The 21,969-nt window shown below is 71.0% G+C and carries 22 protein-coding genes; 10 read left to right on the forward strand and 12 right to left on the reverse strand.

Annotated elements, in window-relative coordinates; all coding sequences use genetic code 11:
- Positions 1 to 852: 852 nt before the first annotated feature.
- From EDD93_RS36330 to EDD93_RS36345, 4 genes are all read left to right on the forward strand, one after another.
- On the forward strand, positions 853 to 2,067 hold the full coding sequence (locus EDD93_RS36330; protein WP_123530729.1) for a helix-turn-helix domain-containing protein: 1,215 nt from the start codon (positions 853 to 855) through the stop codon (positions 2,065 to 2,067).
- A gap of 218 nt (positions 2,068 to 2,285) precedes the next feature.
- Complete coding sequence (locus EDD93_RS36335; protein ID WP_123530731.1) at positions 2,286 to 2,549, forward strand: hypothetical protein; 264 nt, start codon at positions 2,286 to 2,288, stop codon at positions 2,547 to 2,549.
- An 82-nt stretch (positions 2,550 to 2,631) separates the two neighbouring features.
- The gene (locus tag EDD93_RS36340; RefSeq protein WP_123530733.1) at positions 2,632 to 3,105 is read left to right on the forward strand and encodes an SCP2 sterol-binding domain-containing protein; all 474 of its coding nucleotides are present in this window, start codon (positions 2,632 to 2,634) and stop codon (positions 3,103 to 3,105) included.
- 4 nt (positions 3,106 to 3,109) lie between these two features.
- Positions 3,110 to 4,324, forward strand: coding sequence for an acyl-CoA dehydrogenase family protein (locus EDD93_RS36345; RefSeq protein ID WP_123530735.1), 1,215 nt, complete (start codon positions 3,110 to 3,112; stop codon positions 4,322 to 4,324).
- A 57-nt stretch (positions 4,325 to 4,381) separates the two neighbouring features.
- Here the strand turns inward: EDD93_RS36345 and EDD93_RS36350 are convergent, their stop codons facing one another.
- On the reverse strand, positions 4,382 to 5,635 hold the full coding sequence (locus tag EDD93_RS36350; protein WP_123530737.1) for a cytochrome P450: 1,254 nt from the start codon (positions 5,633 to 5,635) through the stop codon (positions 4,382 to 4,384).
- 81 nt (positions 5,636 to 5,716) lie between these two features.
- On the opposite strand from EDD93_RS36350, the gene EDD93_RS36355 reads away from it, so the two are divergent.
- A complete protein-coding gene (locus tag EDD93_RS36355) occupies positions 5,717 to 6,544 on the forward strand; it encodes a hypothetical protein (protein WP_123530739.1) in 828 nt (275 codons plus the stop codon).
- 58 nt (positions 6,545 to 6,602) lie between these two features.
- Entirely contained in the window at positions 6,603 to 8,675 is a 2,073-nt protein-coding gene (locus EDD93_RS36360) for an MDR family MFS transporter (RefSeq protein ID WP_123530741.1), read from the forward strand.
- A gap of 29 nt (positions 8,676 to 8,704) precedes the next feature.
- On the opposite strand, the gene EDD93_RS36365 is transcribed toward EDD93_RS36360, so the two are convergent.
- The 3 genes from EDD93_RS36365 to EDD93_RS36375 are packed head-to-tail and all read right to left on the reverse strand — an operon-like array spanning position 8,705 to position 10,306.
- A complete protein-coding gene (locus EDD93_RS36365) occupies positions 8,705 to 9,160 on the reverse strand; it encodes a YchJ family protein (RefSeq protein WP_123530743.1) in 456 nt (151 codons plus the stop codon).
- 49 nt (positions 9,161 to 9,209) lie between these two features.
- A complete protein-coding gene (locus EDD93_RS36370; RefSeq protein ID WP_123530745.1) occupies positions 9,210 to 9,446 on the reverse strand; it encodes a DUF397 domain-containing protein in 237 nt (78 codons plus the stop codon).
- Entirely contained in the window at positions 9,446 to 10,306 is an 861-nt protein-coding gene (locus tag EDD93_RS36375; RefSeq protein ID WP_123530747.1) for a helix-turn-helix transcriptional regulator, read from the reverse strand. The genes EDD93_RS36370 and EDD93_RS36375 overlap by 1 nt, the downstream gene beginning before the upstream one ends.
- 204 nt (positions 10,307 to 10,510) lie before the next feature.
- Here EDD93_RS36375 and EDD93_RS36380 point away from each other — a divergent pair, with 204 nt between their 5' ends.
- Positions 10,511 to 10,969 (forward strand): ATP-binding protein, encoded by a 459-nt coding sequence (locus EDD93_RS36380; protein WP_123530749.1) that lies wholly within the window; start codon positions 10,511 to 10,513, stop codon positions 10,967 to 10,969.
- Positions 10,963 to 11,400 carry a hypothetical protein gene (locus EDD93_RS36385; RefSeq protein ID WP_123530751.1) on the forward strand — a complete coding sequence of 146 codons (438 nt, stop codon included), beginning with the start codon at positions 10,963 to 10,965 and terminating at the stop codon, positions 11,398 to 11,400. Before EDD93_RS36380 ends, EDD93_RS36385 begins: the two co-directional genes overlap by 7 nt.
- Before the next feature lie 86 nt (positions 11,401 to 11,486).
- Here EDD93_RS36385 and EDD93_RS36390 read toward each other — a convergent pair whose 3' ends face one another.
- The 6 genes from EDD93_RS36390 to EDD93_RS36415 all read right to left on the reverse strand — a co-directional run bounded on the left by EDD93_RS36390 (position 11,487) and on the right by EDD93_RS36415 (position 17,617).
- Entirely contained in the window at positions 11,487 to 12,827 is a 1,341-nt protein-coding gene (locus EDD93_RS36390) for a 6-phospho-beta-glucosidase (protein ID WP_123530753.1), read from the reverse strand.
- Between the two features lie 135 nt (positions 12,828 to 12,962).
- On the reverse strand, positions 12,963 to 14,519 hold the full coding sequence (locus tag EDD93_RS36395) for a cytochrome P450 (RefSeq protein ID WP_123530754.1): 1,557 nt from the start codon (positions 14,517 to 14,519) through the stop codon (positions 12,963 to 12,965).
- 93 nt (positions 14,520 to 14,612) lie between these two features.
- Entirely contained in the window at positions 14,613 to 15,227 is a 615-nt protein-coding gene (locus tag EDD93_RS36400) for an ATP/GTP-binding protein (RefSeq protein ID WP_123530756.1), read from the reverse strand.
- The gene (locus EDD93_RS36405) at positions 15,208 to 15,579 is read right to left on the reverse strand and encodes a DUF742 domain-containing protein (protein WP_123530758.1); all 372 of its coding nucleotides are present in this window, start codon (positions 15,577 to 15,579) and stop codon (positions 15,208 to 15,210) included. Before EDD93_RS36405 ends, EDD93_RS36400 begins: the two co-directional genes overlap by 20 nt.
- Complete coding sequence (locus EDD93_RS36410) at positions 15,576 to 15,983, reverse strand: roadblock/LC7 domain-containing protein (protein WP_024494673.1); 408 nt, start codon at positions 15,981 to 15,983, stop codon at positions 15,576 to 15,578. The genes EDD93_RS36405 and EDD93_RS36410 overlap by 4 nt, the downstream gene beginning before the upstream one ends.
- Entirely contained in the window at positions 15,980 to 17,617 is a 1,638-nt protein-coding gene (locus EDD93_RS36415; RefSeq protein ID WP_123530760.1) for a sensor histidine kinase KdpD, read from the reverse strand. Before EDD93_RS36415 ends, EDD93_RS36410 begins: the two co-directional genes overlap by 4 nt.
- A 500-nt stretch (positions 17,618 to 18,117) precedes the next feature.
- On the opposite strand from EDD93_RS36415, the gene EDD93_RS36420 reads away from it, so the two are divergent.
- The gene (locus EDD93_RS36420; protein ID WP_123530762.1) at positions 18,118 to 18,915 is read left to right on the forward strand and encodes an IclR family transcriptional regulator; all 798 of its coding nucleotides are present in this window, start codon (positions 18,118 to 18,120) and stop codon (positions 18,913 to 18,915) included.
- Here EDD93_RS36420 and EDD93_RS36425 read toward each other — a convergent pair.
- Both EDD93_RS36425 and EDD93_RS36430 read right to left on the reverse strand, forming a co-directional pair.
- Positions 18,863 to 19,369, reverse strand: a complete 507-nt coding sequence (locus tag EDD93_RS36425; RefSeq protein ID WP_123530764.1) for a MarR family winged helix-turn-helix transcriptional regulator — start codon at positions 19,367 to 19,369, stop codon at positions 18,863 to 18,865. The two genes, EDD93_RS36420 and EDD93_RS36425, sit on opposite strands and share 53 nt — an antisense overlap.
- Positions 19,366 to 21,066: an FUSC family protein gene (locus EDD93_RS36430; RefSeq protein WP_123530766.1), complete on the reverse strand. Its 1,701-nt coding sequence runs from the start codon at positions 21,064 to 21,066 to the stop codon at positions 19,366 to 19,368. The genes EDD93_RS36425 and EDD93_RS36430 overlap by 4 nt, the downstream gene beginning before the upstream one ends.
- 138 nt (positions 21,067 to 21,204) lie before the next feature.
- Here EDD93_RS36430 and EDD93_RS36435 point away from each other — a divergent pair, with 138 nt between their 5' ends.
- Complete coding sequence (locus EDD93_RS36435) at positions 21,205 to 21,963, forward strand: VOC family protein (protein ID WP_123530768.1); 759 nt, start codon at positions 21,205 to 21,207, stop codon at positions 21,961 to 21,963.
- The last annotated feature ends 6 nt before the right edge of the window (positions 21,964 to 21,969 follow it).

The following is a 21,969-nucleotide window of genomic DNA, read 5'->3' on the forward strand; positions in this document are numbered from 1 at the left end:
GCGGGGACGTGCTTCACAGCTGCCCAAGGGGCAGGAAGCACGTCTACGAACCACTTCTCCGAGGGGGAGACGTACACTCTCGGCCACATCTAATCTGTGACAGGCCGTGACGTTACTTGCGAGAAACTTCGAGCACAATCCTGCTGGGCGAAATTGCTCGCACGGAGTTCTTTTCTCGTACGCGGCTTACTAACTCTCCCGAACCACTTGTCATTTAGTGCGCAGTATCGCCGGCGGTTCCTTCGGGCGGCCGGCACCGGGGCGCGTGGAGGGACGGCGGCGCCCTGCGTGTGCCCCGACGTGCGACCGGGAGGAGAGGCTCGGCCCACGGTGACCGCCGGGTGCGCGGCGCCGACGGCCAGGGGTGCGAGGGGTGAGCACTGCGGGGTTCACGGTGGGCGGGAGCATTCGCGCGGTGAACGCGCTCCCGTCGGTCCGTCAGCCCGTTCCGGTTGCCCGCCGTTCCCGGTCAGGCCGCAATTCGTCAACGCAGCCCGCTCCTCGCGTGGTAGCGCTTGTCATTCCCTGAGCAAGAGCGACACCACCGATTTCCCACCCCGTCCCTCGGGATGTGCCGTAGCCACCGGGGTCCCGGCGCCCCGCCCCATTCGCCGCGTTCCGCGCGGCCGAAAATGTTGTCTCAAAGTGAGCAGTCCCGTCCCACCTGCACCGAAGCACCACGATGAGACCGAGATGTGTGGCCCCTGCACTTCGATCTTGTGCAAGTCATGTGCTCGACCGCTGACTTGGTCTATCTTCATCGCGGACTTGGTACGCACCTGTCGGTTCGTGGGAGCGCTTTCCCCCACTGCCTCACCCCCCACCGGGCGCCGGAGAGCGAGGGGACACGTCATGCGAGAAGTCATTTCGCCATTGGACACAGGGGATCCGCTGGGGCCGCTTCCCCAGGAGTTCGCCGCGATCATGCGACCCGAACTGCCCAGCCTCATCAAGGAGATAGGCGTAGAAGTCACCCGCGCCTATCCGGAATACGCGCGTCTGCTCAGCGGACCCAATGGCCAGGCCATTCGCGTGGGTGTCGAACAGAGTCTCTCCTCGTTCGTGGACCTGGTCGCGGAACCTTCCACTTCCACCTCGCTGCGCGACGACATGTGCCGCCGGTTCGGACGGTTCGAGGCGTACGAGGGCCGCACCATGGAAACGCTCCAGGGCGCCTACCGGCTCGGCGCACGTGTCGCGCTGCGGCGGGCGAAGAAGGTCGGCCGCAGTTACAACTTCTCACCGACCCTGATGCTCAGTTTCGCGGACGCCCTCTTCACCTACATCGACGAGCTCGAATCGCTCTCCCGCGAGGGCTTCCTGGAGGTGCAGTCCCAGTCGGGCGAGCAGAGCGAGGCCATGCGCCGGCGCCTGCTCCACCTGATCCTGGCCGGGCGCCCCGTACCCCGTTCCGCCATCGCCGAGCTGTGCGAGCAGACCGGGTGGACACTGCCCGACCAGGTCACTCTCGTCGCGGCACGCGCCCCGGCGGGGCTGGACCGGGTCAGCGCCGACCGGGACATCCTGGTCGATCTGAGCGACCCCCAGCCGCATTTACTCATCCCCGGCCCCCTCGACGACGCGCGAAGATCCATGCTCGGCCAGGCGCTCCTCGGCACCCGGGCCGCGATCGGGCTGACCGTCCCCACCGCCCTGGCCTCGGACTCGATCCGCTGGGCGAGGAGGGTCCTGGAACTCGTGGACGCGGGGGTCATCGACGACGCGCCGTTCATCCTCTGCGAGGACCACCTCATCACCCTGTGGCTGCTGTCGGACCCGGTCCTCCTGGACCAGCTCGCCCGGCGGGAGCTCGCCCCCATCGCCTCGATCAGCGCCACCCGCCGGGAGCGCCTCGTCGAGACCCTGCGCATCTGGCTCGACACCCGCGGCACGGCGGCCCACATGGGCGAACTCCTGGATGTGCACCCGCAGACCGTGCGCTACCGCATGCGCAACCTGGAATCCATCTTCGGCGAGCAACTGGTGGACCCCGAGAGCAGGTTCTCCACCGAGGCCGTGCTGCGGGCGCTGCAACTGCAGTCCCGGAGCCAGGAGTCCACGCCGTAGAAGTCCCGCAGAACGGTTTCCGGCCGGATCACGGCCCTCACGTCGAGTCAACTTACTTATGGGTAAGGCGAAATACCCGGTCACTCCCAAACGGTTGCCACACGGAGACGTTCTCAACGAGAAACCCGGAACTGCGTCCCGTTATATGGAGGAGTCGGCCGCCCACCCGGCGGCCGCACCGCATGACCTCCTGGCCACCATTCGAGAGGGATACCCCCATGACCGCCTCGCACCTGCTCGTCCCCGTGCCGATCCCGGACCGGGTCGCCGCGCTGATCGGCTCCTGCATCCCGCAGCACGTACTGGAGGCGGAGTTCGACGCCGAGTGCGCCGCCCGCGAGGTCCGCAGGTTCCGCGGTCCGCGGCTCGGCATCGAGGACCAGGCCGACCGCGAGCAGGCCCTCTCCGAGCTGGCCCGCGCCAACAAGTTCCTGGCCGCCCACCACCCCCTGCTGACGGTGCGCCCCGGCAGCGCTTGGTGACCGGAGGGGGCCGTGCTTGCGGAGGGGCGGCCCGACGCTTACCTTACTCAAAAGTAAGTTTACTCCAGAGTAAGGAACTGGCGTGGCCGACAACAGCAGCGGCAACCTCACCGGTGAACTGGCCGCACTCGACTTCGCGGCCGTCTCCCCGCCGGAGTTCGCGCGGATCGTGAAGGGCCTGTCCGCCAGGCAGCTCGGCGAGGTCATGCACGGCGAACTGCGCGCCCGGGTGCTCGGCGAGGTCTTCGGCCGGATGCGGCAGCAGTTCCGCCCGGACGCCGCGGGACAGCTCAAGGCGCTGATCCGCTGGAAGATCACCGGGGACAGCGACGCGGTCTTCGAGACCTCGATCGCGGACGGCACCTGCACCATCAGTGAGGGCCGCTCCGACGCCGAACCGCGCACGACCCTGGTGATGGGGGACGCCGACTTCCTCAAACTGGTCTCCGGCAACGGCAATCCGGTGACGATGTTCATGATGCGCAAGCTGAAGGTGGCCGGCGACGTCGGCCTCGCCTCGGGCCTCACCCGCTACTTCGACATCCCGAAGGCCTGAGCCGATGAGCTACTTCTCCCTCGCCCTCACCGAGGAGCAGCAGGACCTGCGCAACTGGGTACACGGCTTCGCCGCCCAGGTGGTGCGCCCGGCGGCCGCCGAATGGGACGCCCGCGAGGAGACTCCCTGGCCGGTCATCCAGGAGGCGGCCCGGATCGGTCTGTACGGCTTCGAGTCACTGGCCGACATGTACGGCGACCCGACGGGGCTCTCCCTCCAGATAGCCAACGAGGAGCTGTTCTGGGGCGATGCCGGAATCGGCATGGCGCTCTTCGGCACCTCCCTCGCCGTCGCCGGGATCTTCGCCTCCGGCACCCCGGACCAGCTCGCCGAGTGGGTTCCGCAGTGCTACGGGGACGAGGACGACCCCAAGGTGGCGGCGTTCTGCGTCTCCGAACCGCAGGCCGGCTCGGACGTCTCCGCGATGGCCACGAAAGCCCGTTACGACGAGGCCAGGGACGAGTGGGTGATCTCCGGCCAGAAGGCGTGGATCACCAACGGCGGGATCGCCGGCGTCCATGTGGTCGTCGCCTCGGTGGACCCGGCGCTGGGCGCCCGCGGGCAGGCCGCGTTCATCGTGCCGCCCGCCACGAAGGGCCTGGCGGCGAGCCGCACCATCAAGAAGCTCGGCCTGCGCGCCTCACACACCGCGGACGTCTTCCTGGACGACGTCCGGGTCCCCGGACACTGCCTGCTCGGCGGGAAGGAGAAGCTCGACGCCCGCCTGGCCCGCGCCCGCGAGGGCGGCAACGGCAAGGGGCAGGCGGCGATGGCCACCTTCGAGGTCAGCCGCCCCACGGTCGGCGCCCAGGCGCTCGGCATCGCGCGCGCGGCGTACGAGTACGCGCTGGAGTACGCCGGTCAGCGCGAGGCGTTCGGCCGGCCCATCATCGAGAACCAGTCGATCGCCTTCGCGCTCGCCGACATCCGTACCGAGATCGAGTCCGTGCGGCTGCTGATCTGGCAGGCCGCCTGGATGGCCCGCAACGACCGCACGTTCGACGCGGGGCAGGGCTCCATGTCCAAGCTCCGGGCCGGTGAACTCGCCGTGTCGGCCACCGAGAAGGCCGTGCAGATCCTCGGCGGCGCCGGGTACAGCCGGGAGCATCCGGTCGAGCGGATGTACCGCGACGCCAAGATCTACACGATCTTCGAGGGGACCAGCGAGATCCAGCGCCTGGTCATCGCACGGGCGATCTCGGGCCGCCACATCCGCTGAACCCGTACGCGGCGCCCGCCGCCGGGACGCCGTCCGGGGGCTCCGGGGCCCCCGGAGTCACCCCGCGACCGGGGTGAAGCGGACAGGCAGCGACCTCGGCCCCCGGGTGAAGACGCCCTGCTCGGACGGGGTGAATCCGTCCGCGAGCCGTACGTCGGGCATCGCGTCCAGCAACTGGTTGACCCCGGTCTCCACCTCGGCCCTGGCCAGCAGCGCGCCCACGCAGAAGTGCCGTCCCAGGGCGAACGCCAGATGGTCGGCCGCAGCGGAGAACGCCGTGGTGCTGGTCAGGTCCGTGCGGAAGATGTCGAACCGGTCCGGGTCGCGGTACCGGGACGCGTCCCGGTTGGCCGCCCCGATCAGACAGGTGACGGTCGATCCCGCCGGCACCCGGCCGCCGCCGAGCTCCACCTCGATGGCGGTCTGACGCATGATCATGTGCACCGGCGGGGTGTAGCGCAGCGTCTCCGCGAAGGCCCGGTCGACGAGGCCGCGGTCCTGCCGTACGGCCGCGAGCTGCTCGGGGTGGGTCAGCAGGTTGGCGAAGATCGAGGCGATGGCCTTGTCGGTGGTCTCGCCGCCCGCGGCCAGCAGCAGGCTGCAGAAGGCCTTGATGTCCTCGTCGCTCATCCGTACGCCGTCGACCTCGGCCGCACAGAGGGCGGAGAGCAGGTCGTCGCCGGGGGCGGCCCGGCGCTCCTGGATGACCGGGATCATGTACTCGGCGAACTCCTGCCGGGTGCGCTCGCCGGCGGCCGCCACCGCGGGATCACCCGCCAGGTTGCCGAGGAAGGCGATCACGCTGGTGTACCAGCCGTGGAAGCGGTCGTGGTCCGCCTTGTCCAGGCCGAGCATGTCCGCGATGACCAGGACGGGCAGCCGCGTCGCGAACGCGCCGACGAGATCGGCCTCGCCGGTGTGCCGGAAGGTGTCGATCAGCTCGCGGGTGTTGCGCTCGATGACCGGGAGGAACTTCTCCTGCAGGTCGCTGCCCCGGAAGGCCGGGGCGACCAGGGCCCGGCGCACCGCGTGCTCGCGGCCGCTGAGCTGGAGAATGGTCCTGCCGTGGACGGGTTCGATCTGCCAGTCGTAGTTGTCGGTGGTGAACTCCCCCGCCCTGTCCTTGAAGACCCGCTCGACGTCCTCGTAGCGGGAGACGATGTAGCTGTTCATGGCTTCGTGCCTGATCAGCGGGGCGCTGTCGCGCATGATCCGGTAGGCCCCGTAGGGGTCGGCGGCGAAGGCGGGCGAGAGAATGTCTGGCACGGACGGCTCGTGCGGGGCGAGCGACTCCTGCGGGGCGGACGTCATGGCGCTCCAAGGTCGTTGACGGACAACGCCGTCCAGGTTATTGACCACCCGTCCGCTCACCCACCCCCTGGGGGAAACCCGATGGCCACCGGCTCGCGCCCGTCCGTCCTCTTCGTCACCGATCTGGCCTACGAGGCACGTGGGCGCCGCTACTGCGACGAGGACATCTTCCTGAGCTCCCGGCTGCGAGCGGACTTCGACACCGCGCTCTGCCATCCGCGTGACGCCGCCGCGCTGCTGGACGGCTTCGACGTGGCCGTCGTACGCAACAGCGGCCCGGTGCTGCACTACCAGGACGCCTACGACGCGTTCCGCGCACGGGCCGGGGAGCTGGGCGCCCGGGTCTACAACCCGCTGACCGGGCGGGGTGACATGGCGGGCAAGCAGTACCTGGTCGACCTGAGCCGCGCCGGGTATCCGGTCATCCCGACGGTGGACCGGGTGGCGGACCTGGGACTGCTGCCGGAGGCCGACGGCTACGTGGTCAAGCCGAAGCTGGGCGCGGACTCGGTCGGCCTGCGCTTCGTCCGCACTCCCGCCCTGGCGCCCGACGCGGACGGGACGCAGCTGGTCCAGCCCCGGATCGACTTCCGCTACGAGGTGTCCTTCTACTTCGTCGACCACGACTTCCAGTACGCGCTGTACGCGCCGCACCCGGACCGGCGGTGGGTGCTGGAGCCGTACGGGGCCAGTGAGCAGGACCTCGGGTTCGCCCGGTCCTTCGTGGCGTGGAACACCCTCGACCACGGCATCCAGCGGGTCGACGCGTGCCGGACGGCCGACGGTGAGCTGCTGCTCGCCGAGCTGGAGGACCTCAATCCGTATCTCTCGCTGGACCGGGTGGCGGAGCCGGTGCGGGAGGCGTTCGTGACCCGGATGACGGCCTCCCTGCGGGATGTGCTGGCCTGACCACACGTCCGGCCGCCCCCGGCATGCGGGTGACAGGGCGCGGTGTGAGGGTGCAGACGTGACCACTGCCAGCGAGACCGCCCCCGCCGCGCAGAGTGCCGCCGCGCCGCCCCTGCTCGATCCGCGACGCCGGAACATCGTCTTCGCCACGATCGTGCTGGGGATTCTGCTGGCCGCGCTGGACCAGACGATCGTGGGGACCGCGCTGCCCACGATCGTCTCGGATCTGGGGGGCGCCGCCCATATGTCCTGGGTGGTCACGGCGTATCTGCTCGCCGAGACGGTGGCGACGGTCCTGGTCGGGAAGTTCGGCGACCTGTTCGGCCGGAAGATCGTCTTCCAGCTGTCCGCGATCATCTTCATCACCGGTTCGTTCCTGTGCGGCCTCGCGACGAACATGACGCTGCTGATCGTGTGGCGGGGTCTCCAGGGCATCGGGGCCGGCGGGCTCATGGTCACCTCGATGGCACTGATCGCGGACGTCATCCCGCTGCGCGACCGGGGCAAGTACCAGGGTGCGATCGGTGCCGTGTTCGGGGTCTCCACGGTCATCGGGCCGCTGCTCGGCGGGCTGTTCACCGACCACCTGACCTGGCGGTGGGCGTTCTACGTCAATGTGCCGATCGCCATCGTGGTGGTCATCGCCGCGGCCCGCACCATCCCGTCCGTGAAGGCCGCGGGGCGTCCGGTCATCGACTACCTGGGCATCGCCATGGTCACGATCGGGGCGAGCTCCCTGATCCTGGCGACGAGCTGGGGCGGCAACCAGTACGCCTGGGGCTCCCCCGTCATCATCGGCCTGTTCGCACTCGGGCTGGTCGCGCTCGCGCTCTTCTGCCTCGTGGAGTTCCGGGCGAAGGAACCGATGCTGCCGATGCGGCTGTTCGGGAACCCGGTCTTCACGGTCTGTTCGATCCTCAGCTTCATCGTGGGATTCGCGATGCTCGGCGCGATGATCTTCCTGCCGACGTACCTGCAGTACGTGGACGGGGACTCCGCGACCCTCTCCGGCGTCCGGACGCTGCCCATGGTCATCGGTCTGCTGGTGGCTTCGGTGGTCAGCGGCAACGTGGTCAGCAAGACCGGCCGCTACCGGATCTTCCCGATCGTCGGCTCGCTGGTCATGGCGGCCGGTCTGTTCCTGCTCTCCCGGATGGGCCCGGACAGCGGGGTGTGGCTGGAGTCCCTGTACATGCTGGTGCTCGGGCTCGGCATCGGACTGTCCATGCAGGTGCTGACGATCGCGGTGCAGAACACCGTCGACTACTCGGACCTGGGCACGGCGACCTCGGGCGTGACGTTCTTCCGCACCCTGGGCAGCGCCTTCGGCACCGCGGTGTTCGGCACGATCTACGCCAACACGCTCGGCCCCAACCTCAGGGACGGGATCGCGTCGGCGGCGCGGGCCGGCGGCAACCCCGCGGTGCTGGCGAAGGCCTCGCAGAGCCCGGAGGGCCTGCACTCGCTGCCCGGCGCGCAGTCGGCGCCGCTGGCCCAGGCGTACGCCGACACCCTGCACACGGTGTTCCTGTGGACGGTGCCGGTCGCGGTGCTCGGCTTCCTCGTCGCGCTCTTCCTCAAGGAGGTGAAGCTGCGCGACACGGTGCGGGCCGGCTCCACCGACATGGGCGAGGGATTCGCCTCACCGAACACCGGGGACTCGGCCCGGCTCCTGGAGTTCTCGGTGGCCAAGGTCCTGCGGCGGGTCGACCCGGACACGGCCCGCCGGATCATCGCGGAATCGGACACCCGGCTCGACATGGCGGGGGCCTGGGCGGTGATGCAGGTCGAGCTGTTCACCCGGATGGTCGGCCATGCCGGGCTCCGGCTGATCGCGGCCCGGCACCGCATTCCGCCGGAGGTACTGGTGCCCGTCTTCGACCGGATGATCGAGGAGGGCTACCTCACCGGGGACGGCCACCTCTTCGCCCACACCGACGCGGGCAGCAGGGAGGCCGCGACCATCACGGACGCCTGGGCGACCTGGCTCAACGACCAGCTCGGCCACGACGGCGAGCGCCCGGACGACGTCCGCCTGCGCGCCGCGGTCGACGTCATCGCCAAGCGGCTCCTGGCCGAGGACCTCACGCAGGAGCTGTCCCCGGCCGCCCCGGCGGGCGCGCCGGTCTGAGCCGGGCGGATCAGCCGGTGCCCGGCAGGTCAGTCGGTGTCGACCGCCGACTCGTAGACCCAGGCGCCCCCGTGCCGGACGAAGCGGCTCTTCTCGTACAGCGAGTCGGCGCGGCCGTTGTCCCTGAAGTGCGCCCGGAAGGTGACCGTGCCCGTGGTGTGGAAGGCGCTGCCCTCCGTCGTCCCCAGGATCTCCAGCCGCTCCCAGCGCGTCCCCGGATCCAGGTCGAGGGTGTCCGGCCGGGTGCCGGGGTGCCAGGTGCGCAGCAGATAGGCGGCGTCCCGGACGGCGAAGGCCGCGTACCGCGAGCGCATCAGCGCCTCACAGGTCGGTGCGGCGGCCCCGGCGTGCAGCCTCCCGCAGCACGCGGCGTACTCGGCGGGCAGTCCGCACGGGCACGGCGATGCCGCGGTGATCACGGCTGCGGGAGCGGGGCGGGTCCTCGCGGAGGACGGCCGCCGGGAGTGGGAGGTGCGTCGGGACATGGGTCCATTGTGGCCTGCGGGAGCGCCGGGCGGGCAGCCGGGCGGGCCGTCACGTCAGCAGGAAGTCCGCCTGGCCCGACTTGGCTCCCTGGATGAACGCGGCGATCTCGCGGTGGGTGTAGATCAGGGCGGGGCCGTCCGGGTCGGCGGACTGGCGCATGGCGATCCGTCCGTCGGACAGCTTCATCGCCTCGACACAGTTGCCGCCGTTGCCGCCGCTCCACGGCTTGTACCAGCCCTCGGCGCCGAGCTCGGCGGCCGGCATGCCGTTGTATATGGGTGTCATCACAGCTCCTTGCGGAAGCCCCGGAGGATTTCCTTCGTGCGTTGTGCAGTCGCGGCCTGGGCCGCCATACGGTCCATGACCTCCAGGTAGGAGGCCACCTCGGGGCGGGCGTCGAAGTAGACGGCCCCGGTCAGGTACTCGCTGTAGACCATGTCGGGCAGCTCAGGGACGGCGAACCGGAAGAGCACGAAGGGCCCGTAGGTGCCCGGGTGGTGGCCGGTGGAGAACTCGGCGATCTGGAGCGTCACGTTCGGCATCTCGGTCGCCTCGAGCAACTGGTCGATCTGGGCGCGCATGTTCTCCGGGCTGCCCACCGGACGGCGGAGCACCGTCTCGTCCATCACGACCCAGAGCCGTGAGGCGTCCGGCCGGGTGAGCAGGGACTGGCGTTCCATCCGCAGCGCCACATGGCGTTCGATGTCCTCGGGCCTGGTCTGGCCGACCGCTCCGGTACGCATCACCGAGCGCGCGTAGTCCTCGGTCTGCAGCAGACCGGGGACGAAGTGCGGCTCGTACATGCGCAGCAGGCTCGCGGCGCCCTCCAGGCTGACGTACATGCTGAACCAGTCGGGCAGCACGTCGTGGAAACGCTGCCACCAGCCCGGTTTGTTGGCCTCCTCGGCGAGGACGACGAAGGCGTCGGCCTCCTCCTCGGAGATCCCGTAGGCCTTCAGCAGGAGCTGCACATAGGCGATCTTGAGGGCGACTTCGGCCGTCTCCAGCCTGCGTATCGTCGCGGGCGCGACGCGCAGCACCTTCGCAGCCTGGTCACGGCTCAGGCCGACACGCTCCCGCAGATCCTGCAGGCGCTTGCCGAGAACGACCTGACCCACGGTCGGGGCGGACCGCGGTTCACTCACTTCAGACCTCCCCATGCGCTGTTGCCAGCAGTGTGCCATGCGCGTGCCGTCAAAGACACAGCCACTCTGGAAATTTCAGAGTGCCCCTTGCCAAGTGTTCGCGACAGGGGGAGAGTTGGTGAGTGAACCAGTTCACTAGTCGCGCTCACCTCTTTTCATCAAGATCGCGAAGCGTGACGCAGCCCCCACTGTGAGGATTCGGTCGTGGCACCTGGCAGTGCGCTCATCTCCCGGCTCGTCGACCTCAGCCCCGGGACCGAAGCGCTCCGGTACTGCTTCGCGCTGCCCGCGCAACCGGAGTCGGTGGCCGGTGCCCGGCGGCTGACCCGGGCCAGGCTGGACGAGTGGCGGCTGGACGACGACGCGCACGACGCCGCGATCCTCATCGTGTCGGAGCTGGTGACCAACGCGGTGGTGCACACCAACAGCTCTCGCGTCGTGTGCGAGCTGCGCTGCCTCGACCACCGGCTGCGGATAGCCGTACAGGACCAAGGACACCAGCCCGGCGGGCCGCAGTTGTGCCGCAACGCCGACGACGAGCACGGACGCGGCCTGCTGCTCGTCGACGCGATGTGCAGTGCCTGGGGGTCCCGCGACGCCGGGGACGGCTCGGGGCGCATCGTCTGGGCAGAACTGCCGCACGGCTCGGAGCACACATGTTGAAGAACGCGATGTCCCACCTCCTCGGAACCCGCCGCCCCCGTGAGCCGGGCCGTCCCGGTGGCGGCCGGGTACAGCTGCCGCTCCCCTCGGCCCTCACGGCGACCCTGGGATGCGACGCGGTGGGGGTACCGGCGCGGTACGGCTTCCGGCTGATGTCTCATCTGCCGCGCACCGGCTGCGTCTTCGACGACGGGGACCGCTGGTGGTGGATCGTCCCCTCGGGCTCCGACCTCGAACTGGACTGGCCCGCCCAGGCCGCGTACGCGCGCGGCGCCTACGTCCCGGCGGTGCGGCCCCGGCTCATCCACCGGCCCGACAGCCGCACCCCCTATACGCCGCCCATCCCGCTCTACCTGATGGTCTGCCAGGTGACCGGGGTAACGCCCTCATGGACGTCCGCGGGCGGCCCGCGTGTCTCCTCCGCTCCCTGACAGGGCGGAGCAGGCACGACCCACCGGGCGGGTTGCGGCCCGCCCGAAGGCCTTCCCGGTCCGGGTGGCCCGCCCGGTGAGCGGCCTTATGCGAGGTAGGAGAGGCCCGGGTGGACCCGGGTGTAGCCGTCGACCAGGCGCCGGGCGACGGAGACCGAGTCGACCAGCGGGTGCAGGGCGAATGCCTTCACGGCGTCGGCGCGCGAGCCGCTCGACGCCGCGTCCAGCACCGCGCGTTCGACGGCCTTCACCGCGGTGACCAGCCCGACCGCGTGGTACGGGAGCGGGTCGACGGCGACCGGGAGGGCGCCGTTCGCGTCCACCAGGCACGGCACCTCGATGACGGCGTCCGCGTCGAGCACCGAAAGGGTGCTGCGGTTGCGGACGTTGAGGATCAGGGAGGTCCGTTCGTTACGGGCCACGGCCCGCATGAGGGAGAGCGCGACCTGCTCGTAGCCCCCGGAGCCGAGGTCGCTCGCCTCGCGCTCGCCGGCCCCCGCCACCTCGCGGTTCTCCGACATGTAGGTGGCCTCGCGCTCCGCGCGGGTGCGGTCCCAGGTGGCCAGGGCAGGGGTGTCCGCCTTCTTCATCCGGCCGTAGAAGCCCTCCTGCTGTTCCCGGAGGAAGGCGCCCCGGGTCTGCTCCGCGTCCTGGTAGGCGCGGACCGCCTCGCGGTTGAAGTAGTAGTAGTGCAGGTACTCGTTGGGGACGGCGCCCAGGGACCGCAGCCAGTCGGTGCCGAACAGCTTCCCCTCCTCGAACGAGCCGAGCAGCTCCGGGTCGGCCAGCAGGCGCGGCAGTTCGTCCCGGCCCTCGACGTACAGCCCGCGCACCCAGCCGAGGTGGTTGAGGCCCACGTAGTCGATCCGGGCCCGGTCCGGGTCGGCGCCGAGCACCCGGGCGATGCGGCGGCCGAGGCCGACCGGCGAGTCGCAGATGCCGATGACGCGGTCGCCGAGGTGGGCGGACATCGCCTCGGTCACCAGACCCGCCGGGTTGGTGAAGTTGATGACCCAGGCGTTCGGGGCCAGCCGGGCGATGCGCCGGGCGAGGTCGACCGCGACCGGCACGGTGCGCAGTCCGTAGGCGATCCCGCCGGCGCCGACGGTCTCCTGGCCGAGCACGCCTTCGTCGAGGGCGACCCGTTCGTCGGCGGCCCGGCCCGCGAGCCCGCCGACCCGGATCGCCGAGAAGACGAAGTCGGCGCCGCGCAGCGCCTCGTCGAGTTCGGTGGTGGCGACGACGGCCGGGGCGTCCGCGATGCCCTCGGCCTGCTCGGTCAGCACCCGGGCGACGGCGGTGAGCCGGTCGGCGTCGGTGTCGTAGAGGGTGACCGCGGAGACCCGCCCCTCGGCGTGGTCGGCGAGCAGTGCCCCGTACACCAGAGGAACCCGGAACCCGCCGCCACCCAGAATTGTCAGCTTCACGCTTCCGCATGGTACGTGGGGGTGTCGCGGAGGGCCCCTCGCGACGGGCCGGTGCTGCCGTCGCGCGGTGACGACGGCCCGGCGGAAGGGACCTGGGGCCGCTTCCGCCGGGCCGTCGTCACCGGGCGCCGCCGGTCAGTGGCCGTTCCACCAGCGGGTCACGACGCGCCACATCCGGGCCGGGGCCGCGGGCCGGCGCTGCTGCGGGATGAGGCCCGTCGCCTCACCGGGCGCGGCGGCGGAGCCGTCGGCCGCGACGGTCGCCCCGGTCGGGGCGGTGCCGGCCGGTTCCGACGGAACGGATGCGCGGACCGGGATCGGTGCGGTGTGGCGGACCGCCGACTGCACCTCCCAGTCCTGGCGGGCCGGGTTCGGCTTGCCCATGGAGGGCGGTTCCCGGTCGTCCTGCGGCGGGCGCGAGGCGAACTCGGCGGGGAGCTGGGTCAGATGGCGGCCCATGATGTTGCCGACCCACGTGAGCTCGCTCTCGTCCACCGCGAGTTCGAGGTCGGGCAGCCGCAGCAGCAGCGCGTCCACGCCGACGTCCGCGATGGCGCGCCCGATGTCCTGCCCCGGGCATTCGTGCGGGCCGCCGCTGAAGGCGAGGTGGGCGCGGTTGCCCTCCATGTTGGCGTTGAGGTCGGGCCGTACCACCGGGTCGGTGTTGGCGGGGGCGATACCGACGATCATGGCGTCGCCCGCCTTGATGCGCTGCCCGCCCAGCTCGGTGTCGCCGACCGCCCAGCGGCCGAAGACGGCGGTGAACGGCGGCTCGTCCCACAGGGTCTGCTCGACCGCCTCGGGGACGGTCATGTGGCCGCCGCTGAGCCTGGCCCGGAACCGCGGGTCGGTGAGCACCATGCGGAGCACGTTGGCGATCAGGTTGGTGGTCGCCTCGTAGGAGGCGATCAGGATGAGTCGCAGATGCTCGGCGACCTCCTGGTCGTTCATGTCCGCGGGGTGCTCGACGAGCCAGGTGGCGAAGTCGTCCGCGGGTTCACGGCGGCGCCGCTCGACGAGGCGGCTCAGCGCGGCGAGCACGTAGGCGTTGCTCTGCACTGCGGTGGCGGTGCCCCGTGTCATGTCGCGGGCGGCCTGCACCATCCGGTCGTTGTACTCCTCGGGCATGCCGAGGATCGCGCACATCACCATCATCGGCAGCCGCTCGGCGAAGCCGCTGACCAGGTCGGCGCGGCCCTCCCGGCAGAAGTCGTTGACGAGCCGGTTGCTGTAGCGGTTGACGTGGCGGCGGACGCCGCGGGTGTCGATCCGGTTCAGGGAGTCGGTGACGGCGCCGCGCTGGCGCTCATGGGTGGCACCGTCCGCGAAGACGCAGATCGGCTGCCAGGTGAAGATCGGCGCCAGCGGGTGGTCGGGCGCGACGGACCCGTCCTGCAGGGCTCGCCAGCGGCGTGAGTCGCGGGAGAACTGCGAGGGCGTACGGGTCATGTGCAGGTTCTCGCTGTGCCCGAGGACGAGCCAGGCCGGCACGTCGCCGTGCAGCAGCACGGGGGCCACCGAACCGTGCTCCGCGCGCAGCTTGTCGTACAGGCCGTGCGGGTCCTGCTCGGCCTCGGGGCCGTAGAACCGTCGCAGGCCACCGGGGCCGATGCCCAGGCCGTGGGCCGGGCACTCGGGGGGCGGAACCGGCCCCGTGGCCGCTCCGGGCTCGTAGTGAAATGGGGTTGTCACGATCGCTCCAGGGATCAGACTGCCAAGGGCGGACGATGATTGGGGTACGCGGTGGGGGCGCGCGAAACGGGTGCGCAGAACGCGTGCGGGACGTCAGCCGAGCGGAACGGCCGCGCTGTGCAGATACCGCATCAGGGTCATCAGCACATCGCGGCTGGAAGGGCGCAGCCGGGCGTCACAGTCGACCATCGGGACCTCGTCGGGCAGGTCCAGCGCGCTGCGCAGGGCCTCGACGGGGTGTTTCGGCGCGTCGGGGAAGGTGTTGATCGCGACGACGAACGGGACGCCGCGTTCCTCCAGTCGTCCGATGACGTCGAAGCTGACCTCCAGCCGGCGGGTGTCGATGAGGACGACGGCGCCCAGCGCTCCCTCGAACAGGCCGTTCCAGAGGAACCAGAAGCGCTCCTGGCCGGGGGTGCCGAACAGATAGAGGATCAGCTCCTCGCTGATGCTGATCCGGCCGAAGTCCATGGCGACGGTGGTGGCGGTCTTGCTCTCCACGCCGTAGTTGTCGTCCACGCCGACGCCGGCCTGGGTCATGGTCTCTTCGGTGGTCAGTGGCCGGATCTCGCTGACCGATCCGACCATCGTCGTCTTGCCGACCCCGAACCCGCCGACGATCACGACCTTCACCGCGGCGGTGGCCGTGGTGGGCAGGACGTCCTCGCTCCGTGGGCCCGTGATCGTGTCAGAGTTTCTGAAGTCCATGCATCACCGCTTCGAGGAGGGACCTGTCCGGGAGGGTCGCGCGGATGATCGGCGCTCGCGATTCGATCAGTTCGGTCGCGAGGAGCTCGGTGAGGAGCGAGGTCACCACGCTGAACGGCAGGCTGAGATAGGCGGAGATCTCCGCGACGGATAAGGGGGCCTGGCAGAGCCGCAGGATCACGGCCTGCTCGGGCTGGACCGTGGGTGTCGGCTGTGACTTCGAGACCACCATCGTGACCAGGTCGAGTGCGGCCCGCTCGCTGCCGTCGGGATCGCCGGTGATCACGTAGAGCCGTTCCGGATCGCTCAGCGCCGGATCGACCGTGCGGCGTTCTCGTCGGATAGAACTCATCCGGCCTGCCCGTCGTGCCGGGGCGGGCTCGTCAGATGGGCGCCGATCCGTACGACCATGTCGCGCATCCGCGATCCGACGAGCCCCGCGTCCACCGTCTCACCGGCGAGCACGGCGAGATACGCGCCGGCCCCCGCGGCCATCAGGTAGAAGAAGCCGCCGGTGACCTCGATGACGACGAGCCGCATCCGGCCGTCGCTGTACGGGATCTCCGAGGCGACGGCCGCGGCCAGGCTCTGCAGTCCAGCACAGGCCGCCGCGAGGCGGTCGGCGACGTCGGGGTCGCCGCCGTGCCGGGCGATGCGCAGTCCGTCCGCGGAGAGCACCACGATCTGGTGGATGTCCGGAACGTCGTCGGCCAGCTCTTTGAGCATCCAGTCCATGTTGCCCCGTTGCTGGATCACTTCAGGTCTCCCTTGTTGTCCCACGCGTCATCGGAGTCTTCGTCGGGCCCGGGGTCCCGGGGAACGCCGTTGGCGCCCTTGGTGAACGCCTCCAGCCAGATCCCGGGCGGCGGTTCCTTGCCGTTCTCGTGACCGTTTCCGTAGCCGTTGGTCCGGCCCGCGGTGGGATCTGCGGGCTGCGCGGGGAGGTTGTGGGAACCGAGCGGCGCACGGCCGCGGCTGCGGCGCTGCGGGAGTCCGCCGGCGGTCCACTCCGTCACCACGGGGAGCTCGTCCTCCATGGCGATGGCCGGGCCGGCGGGGGCCGAGGGGCGGGTGGCCGGTGCCGAGGGGCGGGTGGCGGGTGCCACCGGACCGGTGGCCGGGCGGGCGCCCAGCGGGCTGGGCTTGCGGTGGGTGCTGCGGGCCGGGACGACGTGCTTCATGTCCGCGAGGTCGATGTCGCTGGTCGGCCGCGACGTGGCGCCGATGCCGTGGGCGATACCGGGCGCGGGGCCGGTGGTGATCATGGAGCGGGGCACGATGAGCACCGCGCGGACACCGCCGTACGCGGACTGCCGCAGCGAGACCTGGAGGTCGTACATCCGCGACAGCCGGCCGACGACCGCCATGCCGAGCCGCGGGGACTCGCCGAGGTCGTTCATGCTGGAGCCGGCCTGGGCCCTGGCGAGCATGTTCTCGGCCCGCGCGCGGGCCTCCTCGCTGAGGCTGACGCCGCCGTCCTCGATCTCGATGGCGATGCCGGTCTGCACCTCGACCGCGGTGACGTGCACGCGGGTCTGCGGCGGCGAGTACCGGGTGGCGTTGTCGAGGAGTTCGGCGCAGGCGTGGATGAGCGGTTCGACCGCGGTGCCGATGATGGCGACCTTGGCGATCGAGTGCAGATCGACGCGCGGGTACTCCAGGATCCGCGACATGGCGCCGCGCAGCACACTGAACAGCGGTACGGGCTTGGGCCACTGGCGGCTGGGACGGGCACCGCCGAGCACGGCGATGGAGTCCGCGAGCCGGCCGATCAGCGCGGTGCCGTGGTCGATGCGGAGCAGGTCGTCGAAGACGTCGGGGTTGCGCCCGTGGTGCTCCTCCATCTCCCGCAGCTCACTGGCCTGCCGGTGGACGATCGCCTGGACCCGGCGGGCGACGTTGACGAAGGCGCGCTGCGCGGAGTCACGCGTCGCCTCCTCGTTGTCGATGATGTCCAGCACCGTGTAGACGAGGGAGCGCTGGGCGTCGGGCAGATGCCGGTAGACCGGGTCGGCGTCCACGACGTCGCGCAGCACCTCGTCCGGGGAGTTGCCCACCCGGAGCCGGTGGATCGCGGCGGGCAGCAGCTCCTTGCTGATCCGTACGGTCTCTTCGTCGTGGTTGGCCAGGCGGCGTTCCAGGCCCGCGCAGCGGTGCTCGAACTGGGCACGCTGCCGGCGGATCGTCCGGGCGCGGCGGGCCAGTTCGGCGGTGAGCACGGCGACCACGACGGTGGTGAGAGCGCCGCACGCGACGACTGGTATCCGCGCGGCCCCGGAAACCAGCGCGACGGCTGCGGCGGTCGCGCCCGCCATCACGACAACGGGCAGCAACACGGCGCGGACGACAGGTGTTTCTCGGTCGATCGGCGGTGATTCAACACGAACCATCTAAAACCTCTGGCGGTTGACTCGGGGGAGTATTCAGGAAGTACAGCGCTTACAGGGCAGTTGGGAACAAGCGCTCGAATTCACATCAACTCGACTTCACTGCGCGTGAGCTTAGTCAGATCGAAACAGTGCTTCGGCACATTCACCCAACCCCCTGCGCGAGCACTCCAGCGGTAATACACTCGCGGGTTTTGCACGCACCGCCTCCGAGCGTGCGCGGGGAGTGACGGGACGGCGGATTCCGGAGGAATCACCCCTCGGCGTCCCGCTGTGAAGGACGGATATGCGGGCACCGCAGCGCAGCACGGGCTCAACTACCCTGCCGGATATGGTGACCTGAAGAGAATGGCGACCAGGTCGGCTCCCCTGCGGTCCAGTTCGTACCGGACAGCGGTACAGGGGCACATGTGATCGAAGCGGATCGAAAGGAACAGATTTCTGACCGACACGCGAGTGAAGCGCGTGGTCGCCGCCCGAACGAACAGGGGAACGGACATCTCATGGGGCCGACGCGGGACTACACCATCGAGTCACTCGACACCGGGCTGCGGCTGTTGCGGCTGTTCCTCACGGATGACTCGCTCACCGTCTCCGGGGCGGCCGCACGGCTCTCCGTCGGGCGCTCCACCGCGCACCGGGTACTCAGCACTCTGGAAGGACGCGGCTTCGTGATCCGGGACGCCTCGGGCCGCGGCTACTCACCCGGCCCCGAACTCATGGCGCTGGGCCGGCCCGCCGGGTTCGGCGCCGGGGACCGGGCACAGGTCGGTGCGGTACTGGACGACGCGCTGCGGCGCACCGGCGAGACCGTGCAGAGCGTCACGCTCGTCGGGGACCGGATCCTCGTCACCGACGGCCGCGAGTCCCGGCAGCCGGTGCGGGTCGTGCCGGAGACGGGCCGCACCTACCCCGCGTACGCCACCTCGGGCGGCAGGCTGCTGCTCTCCCGGATGACCGCGGAACAGGTCTGCGCCCTCTACCCGCTGGAGCGGCTGGACGGGGACGGCCGGCCGGGCGGCTCACGGTCGGCGCTGCTCGACGAGCTGGCGGAGATCCGCGCGTGCGGATACGCGGTCGGCCGGGGCCGGCCGGTGCCGGGCGTGCACACGGTCGCCGTCCCGCTGGCCGGCGCGGGCCGGCGAGATCTGCTCGCGCTCACGGCCTGCACCCCCGCCGACCGGGGCGACGACGCCGCACTGGTGCGCCACGCCGGGGAGCTGCGGCGGTCCGCCGCACTCCGGCAGGTCAGCGGCGGGCCCCGCCGATGCGCCCCTCCAGCTGTACCAGGAGCTCGCTGAGCTGCGCGCTGAGCCGGTCCCTGGACTCCGCGTCGAGGCCGGAGAGCACCGCGCGTTCGTAGGCCAGTTGCTGCGGCAGCAGTCCGTCGACGAGGGCGCGGCCCTCGTCGGTGAGCCGCACGTGTGCGACCCGGCGGTCGCGGGCGTCGCTGCGGCGGTCGATGAGGCCGCGCTCCTGGAGGACCCGGAGGCGTTTGGTCACGGCAGCGCCGGAGGAGAACGTCTCCCTGGCCAGTTCGCCGGGGGTGAGCTCACGGTCGGTGCGGCGTACCGCGCCGAGGAGGTCGAACTCGGCGCGGCTCAGTCCGGCCGCCCGCAGCGGAGCGTCCTCGGCCTGCTGGAGCAGGGCGGCACAGCGGTTGATCCGGCCGATGAGCTCCATGGGCCCGGTGTCGAGCTCCGGGTTGACTGCCCGCCACTGCCGTACCACCGAGGCGACGATGTCGTCGGTCACACCGCTCCGTTCTCCGGGGCCGGGGCGATCAGCCCCTGCCGCATTGCTGTCGCCGCGAGCGTACGGTGTCCGGCCTGCTCGGCGGCGAGTACCTCCTCCTGGGGCAGGTCGCGCTGCCACCATTCGCCGGCCGCCGTGTCGTCCGCGTCGCGCAGCTCGACCAGGGATCCGGTGAGCCTGCGGCGGGCGGCCTCGAGTGCGGCGGGGCTCCGGCCGGGGGCGGCGAGGGTCTGCACGGCGTGGGCGCGGGCCAGTTCGGCGGCGGCGAGGGCCGCTTCGACCCGGCCTGCGGCGCGCCGGTTGGTGACGAGCATCGCGGCGAGGAATCCGGCCGAGGCGCCGATGACGGTGTCCAGGACCCGGTCGCCCATGAGTTCACCGGCGGGGTGGCTTCCGGCGTACTCCAGGACGAGCAGGGCCATCGGGGTCACGGCGACGGAGCCGAGCCAGTAGTTACGGGTGATCAGGGCCTCGGCGGCGAAGCTGAAGAAGAGGCAGAAGCCGATCAGGGCCAGCGGGCCGGTCCGGGTCACCGGCAGCACCGCCGCGAAGACCAGGACGCCGATGAGGTTGCCGACGGTGCGCTGGAGTGTCCGGTTCCAGGAGAGCGTGACGTTGGCCTGGTAGAGGGAGGCGGCGGTGACGATCGCCCAGTAGGGGCGGCCGACGCCGGCGGCCGACGAGACGTAGCCGGCCAGGGCGCAGCCGATCAGGGCACGGGCCGCGATGGGCAGCAGCGGGGATCCGGGGCCGAGGCGGCGGAGCAGCGCGCGGCGCGCCTCGCCGGGGCCGGTGGGTCGCAGTACCGCGCGTTCGGCCTCGATGCCGAAGAGTTCGGCGGCTGTGCCGGGGGCGGCCGGCGGGGTGGGCACCGGCCCCCGGGCCCGGGTCCGGGCGGCCCAGTCACGCAGCACGGCGGGGTCGGTAGTGGCGGGGGCTCCCCCGTCGGCGGCGAGTGCGGCCTCCGCGTGCACCACGAGGCGTTCCAGCGCACGGCGTACGGGGGTGGGGCGTCCGGCGGCGAGGAGCGTCTGCCAGGCCGCGTGCACCGCGGCGACCGCGGCGCGCCGGGTGCCGTGGCCGGGGTCGGCGGCGTGGGCCGCGGCCGCGTTCAGGGCGCGGGCGGTCGCGTGGCGCTCGGGCCCTTCGCGGCGCACGAGCGCGGGTCCGGCGACGGTGACCAGCCAGGAGACCGCGCCCGCGCCGAGGGTCAGGGCGAGGTGGCCGGGCACCTGGCCCAGGTGCTGCGGGGCGAACAGTGCGGCGGAGCTGACGAAGGTGAAGATCAGCGGTCCCGGGGGCCCGATCCGGGTCGCGTCGCAGAACAGCTTCTGCCCGGCCGCCAGGAGCGCGCCGACGGCGATCAGGACGGCGGTGGAACCGGTCAGCGACGCGGTGACCAGGGACACCGCAAGGCCGGCGAGCATCCCGAGGACGACCCCGGCGACGGACCTGGCGCGCCGCGCGTACGGCAGGCTGTGGCCGTACAGCGCGCAGAGCGAGCCGGCCATCGTGTACATCACCAGGTCGAGGCGGTCGACGGAGAACAGCACCAGGTTGGGTATCGCGGTCGCCACGACCACGCTGGAGGCCGGTTTGAGCCACATGTCCGAGGGCCGGGCCAGTCGCAGCGGTGCCGCCAGCGGGAGCCGGTGGACGGAGGGCTGCTTGCGCGGCCGTGCAGTTGTATCACTCACTCAAATACGTTAGCAGGTATTACACCTATAAAACACTTGGATCGGTATCTCGCCCCGATGGCCCGCCGCCGCGCACGGCCATAGCGTTCACACCGGCAGTGAAATCACACGGAACGAGACAGGCGCGGAGGAATCCGAATGAAACTCACGGCACCGGTGCGCGGTGGCCCCTGCTGGATCGAGCTCAGCACCTCGGACGTCCCGGCGGCCAAGTCGTTCTACGAGAGGCTCTTCGGCTGGCGGTGCGAGACCGATCCGCGCGAGGAGGCGGGCGGCTACACGACGGCGCACCTCGGTGAGTCCCGCGTCGCCGCGCTCAGCCCCGTCTACCAGCCGGGGCAGCCGCCGGCCTGGACGGTCTCCTTCGCCACCGGGGACGTGGACTCCTCGGCCCAGAAGGTGACGGCGGCGGGCGGTTCACTGCTGGTCGGCCCGATGGACATCTTCGACCAGGGCAGGTTCGCGGTGGCCGCGGACCCGTCCGGCGCGGTGTTCTCGCTGTGGCAGGGGCGCGCGTTCGCGGGCGCCGACCTGTTCAACGACCCGGGCACGCTGGGCTGGGCCGAGCTCGTCACCCGCGATGCCGGACCGGCGCTCACCTTCTATCCGGCCGTGCTCGGCTGGACGGTCAGCGCCTCGGAGTCGTACCCCCAGTGGGGCATCGACGGGGCGGACTTCGGCGGTGTGCTGACGATGGACGAGAAGTTCCCGCCCGAGGTGCCGCCGCACTGGCTGCCGTACTTCGTCGTCGCGGACGTGGACGCGAGCGCCGAAGCGGCGAAGGGGGCCGGCGGCGAACTGCTGATGCCGCCCACGACCATTGCGCAGGGCCCGCGGATCGCCGTGGTCCGGGACCCCCAGGGCGCCGTGTTCGGCGTGCACCGCCTGGACGGCTAGGCCCTG

The sequence above is a fragment of the Streptomyces sp. 840.1 genome, from assembly GCF_003751445.1.
Lineage (GTDB): Bacteria > Actinomycetota > Actinomycetes > Streptomycetales > Streptomycetaceae > Streptomyces.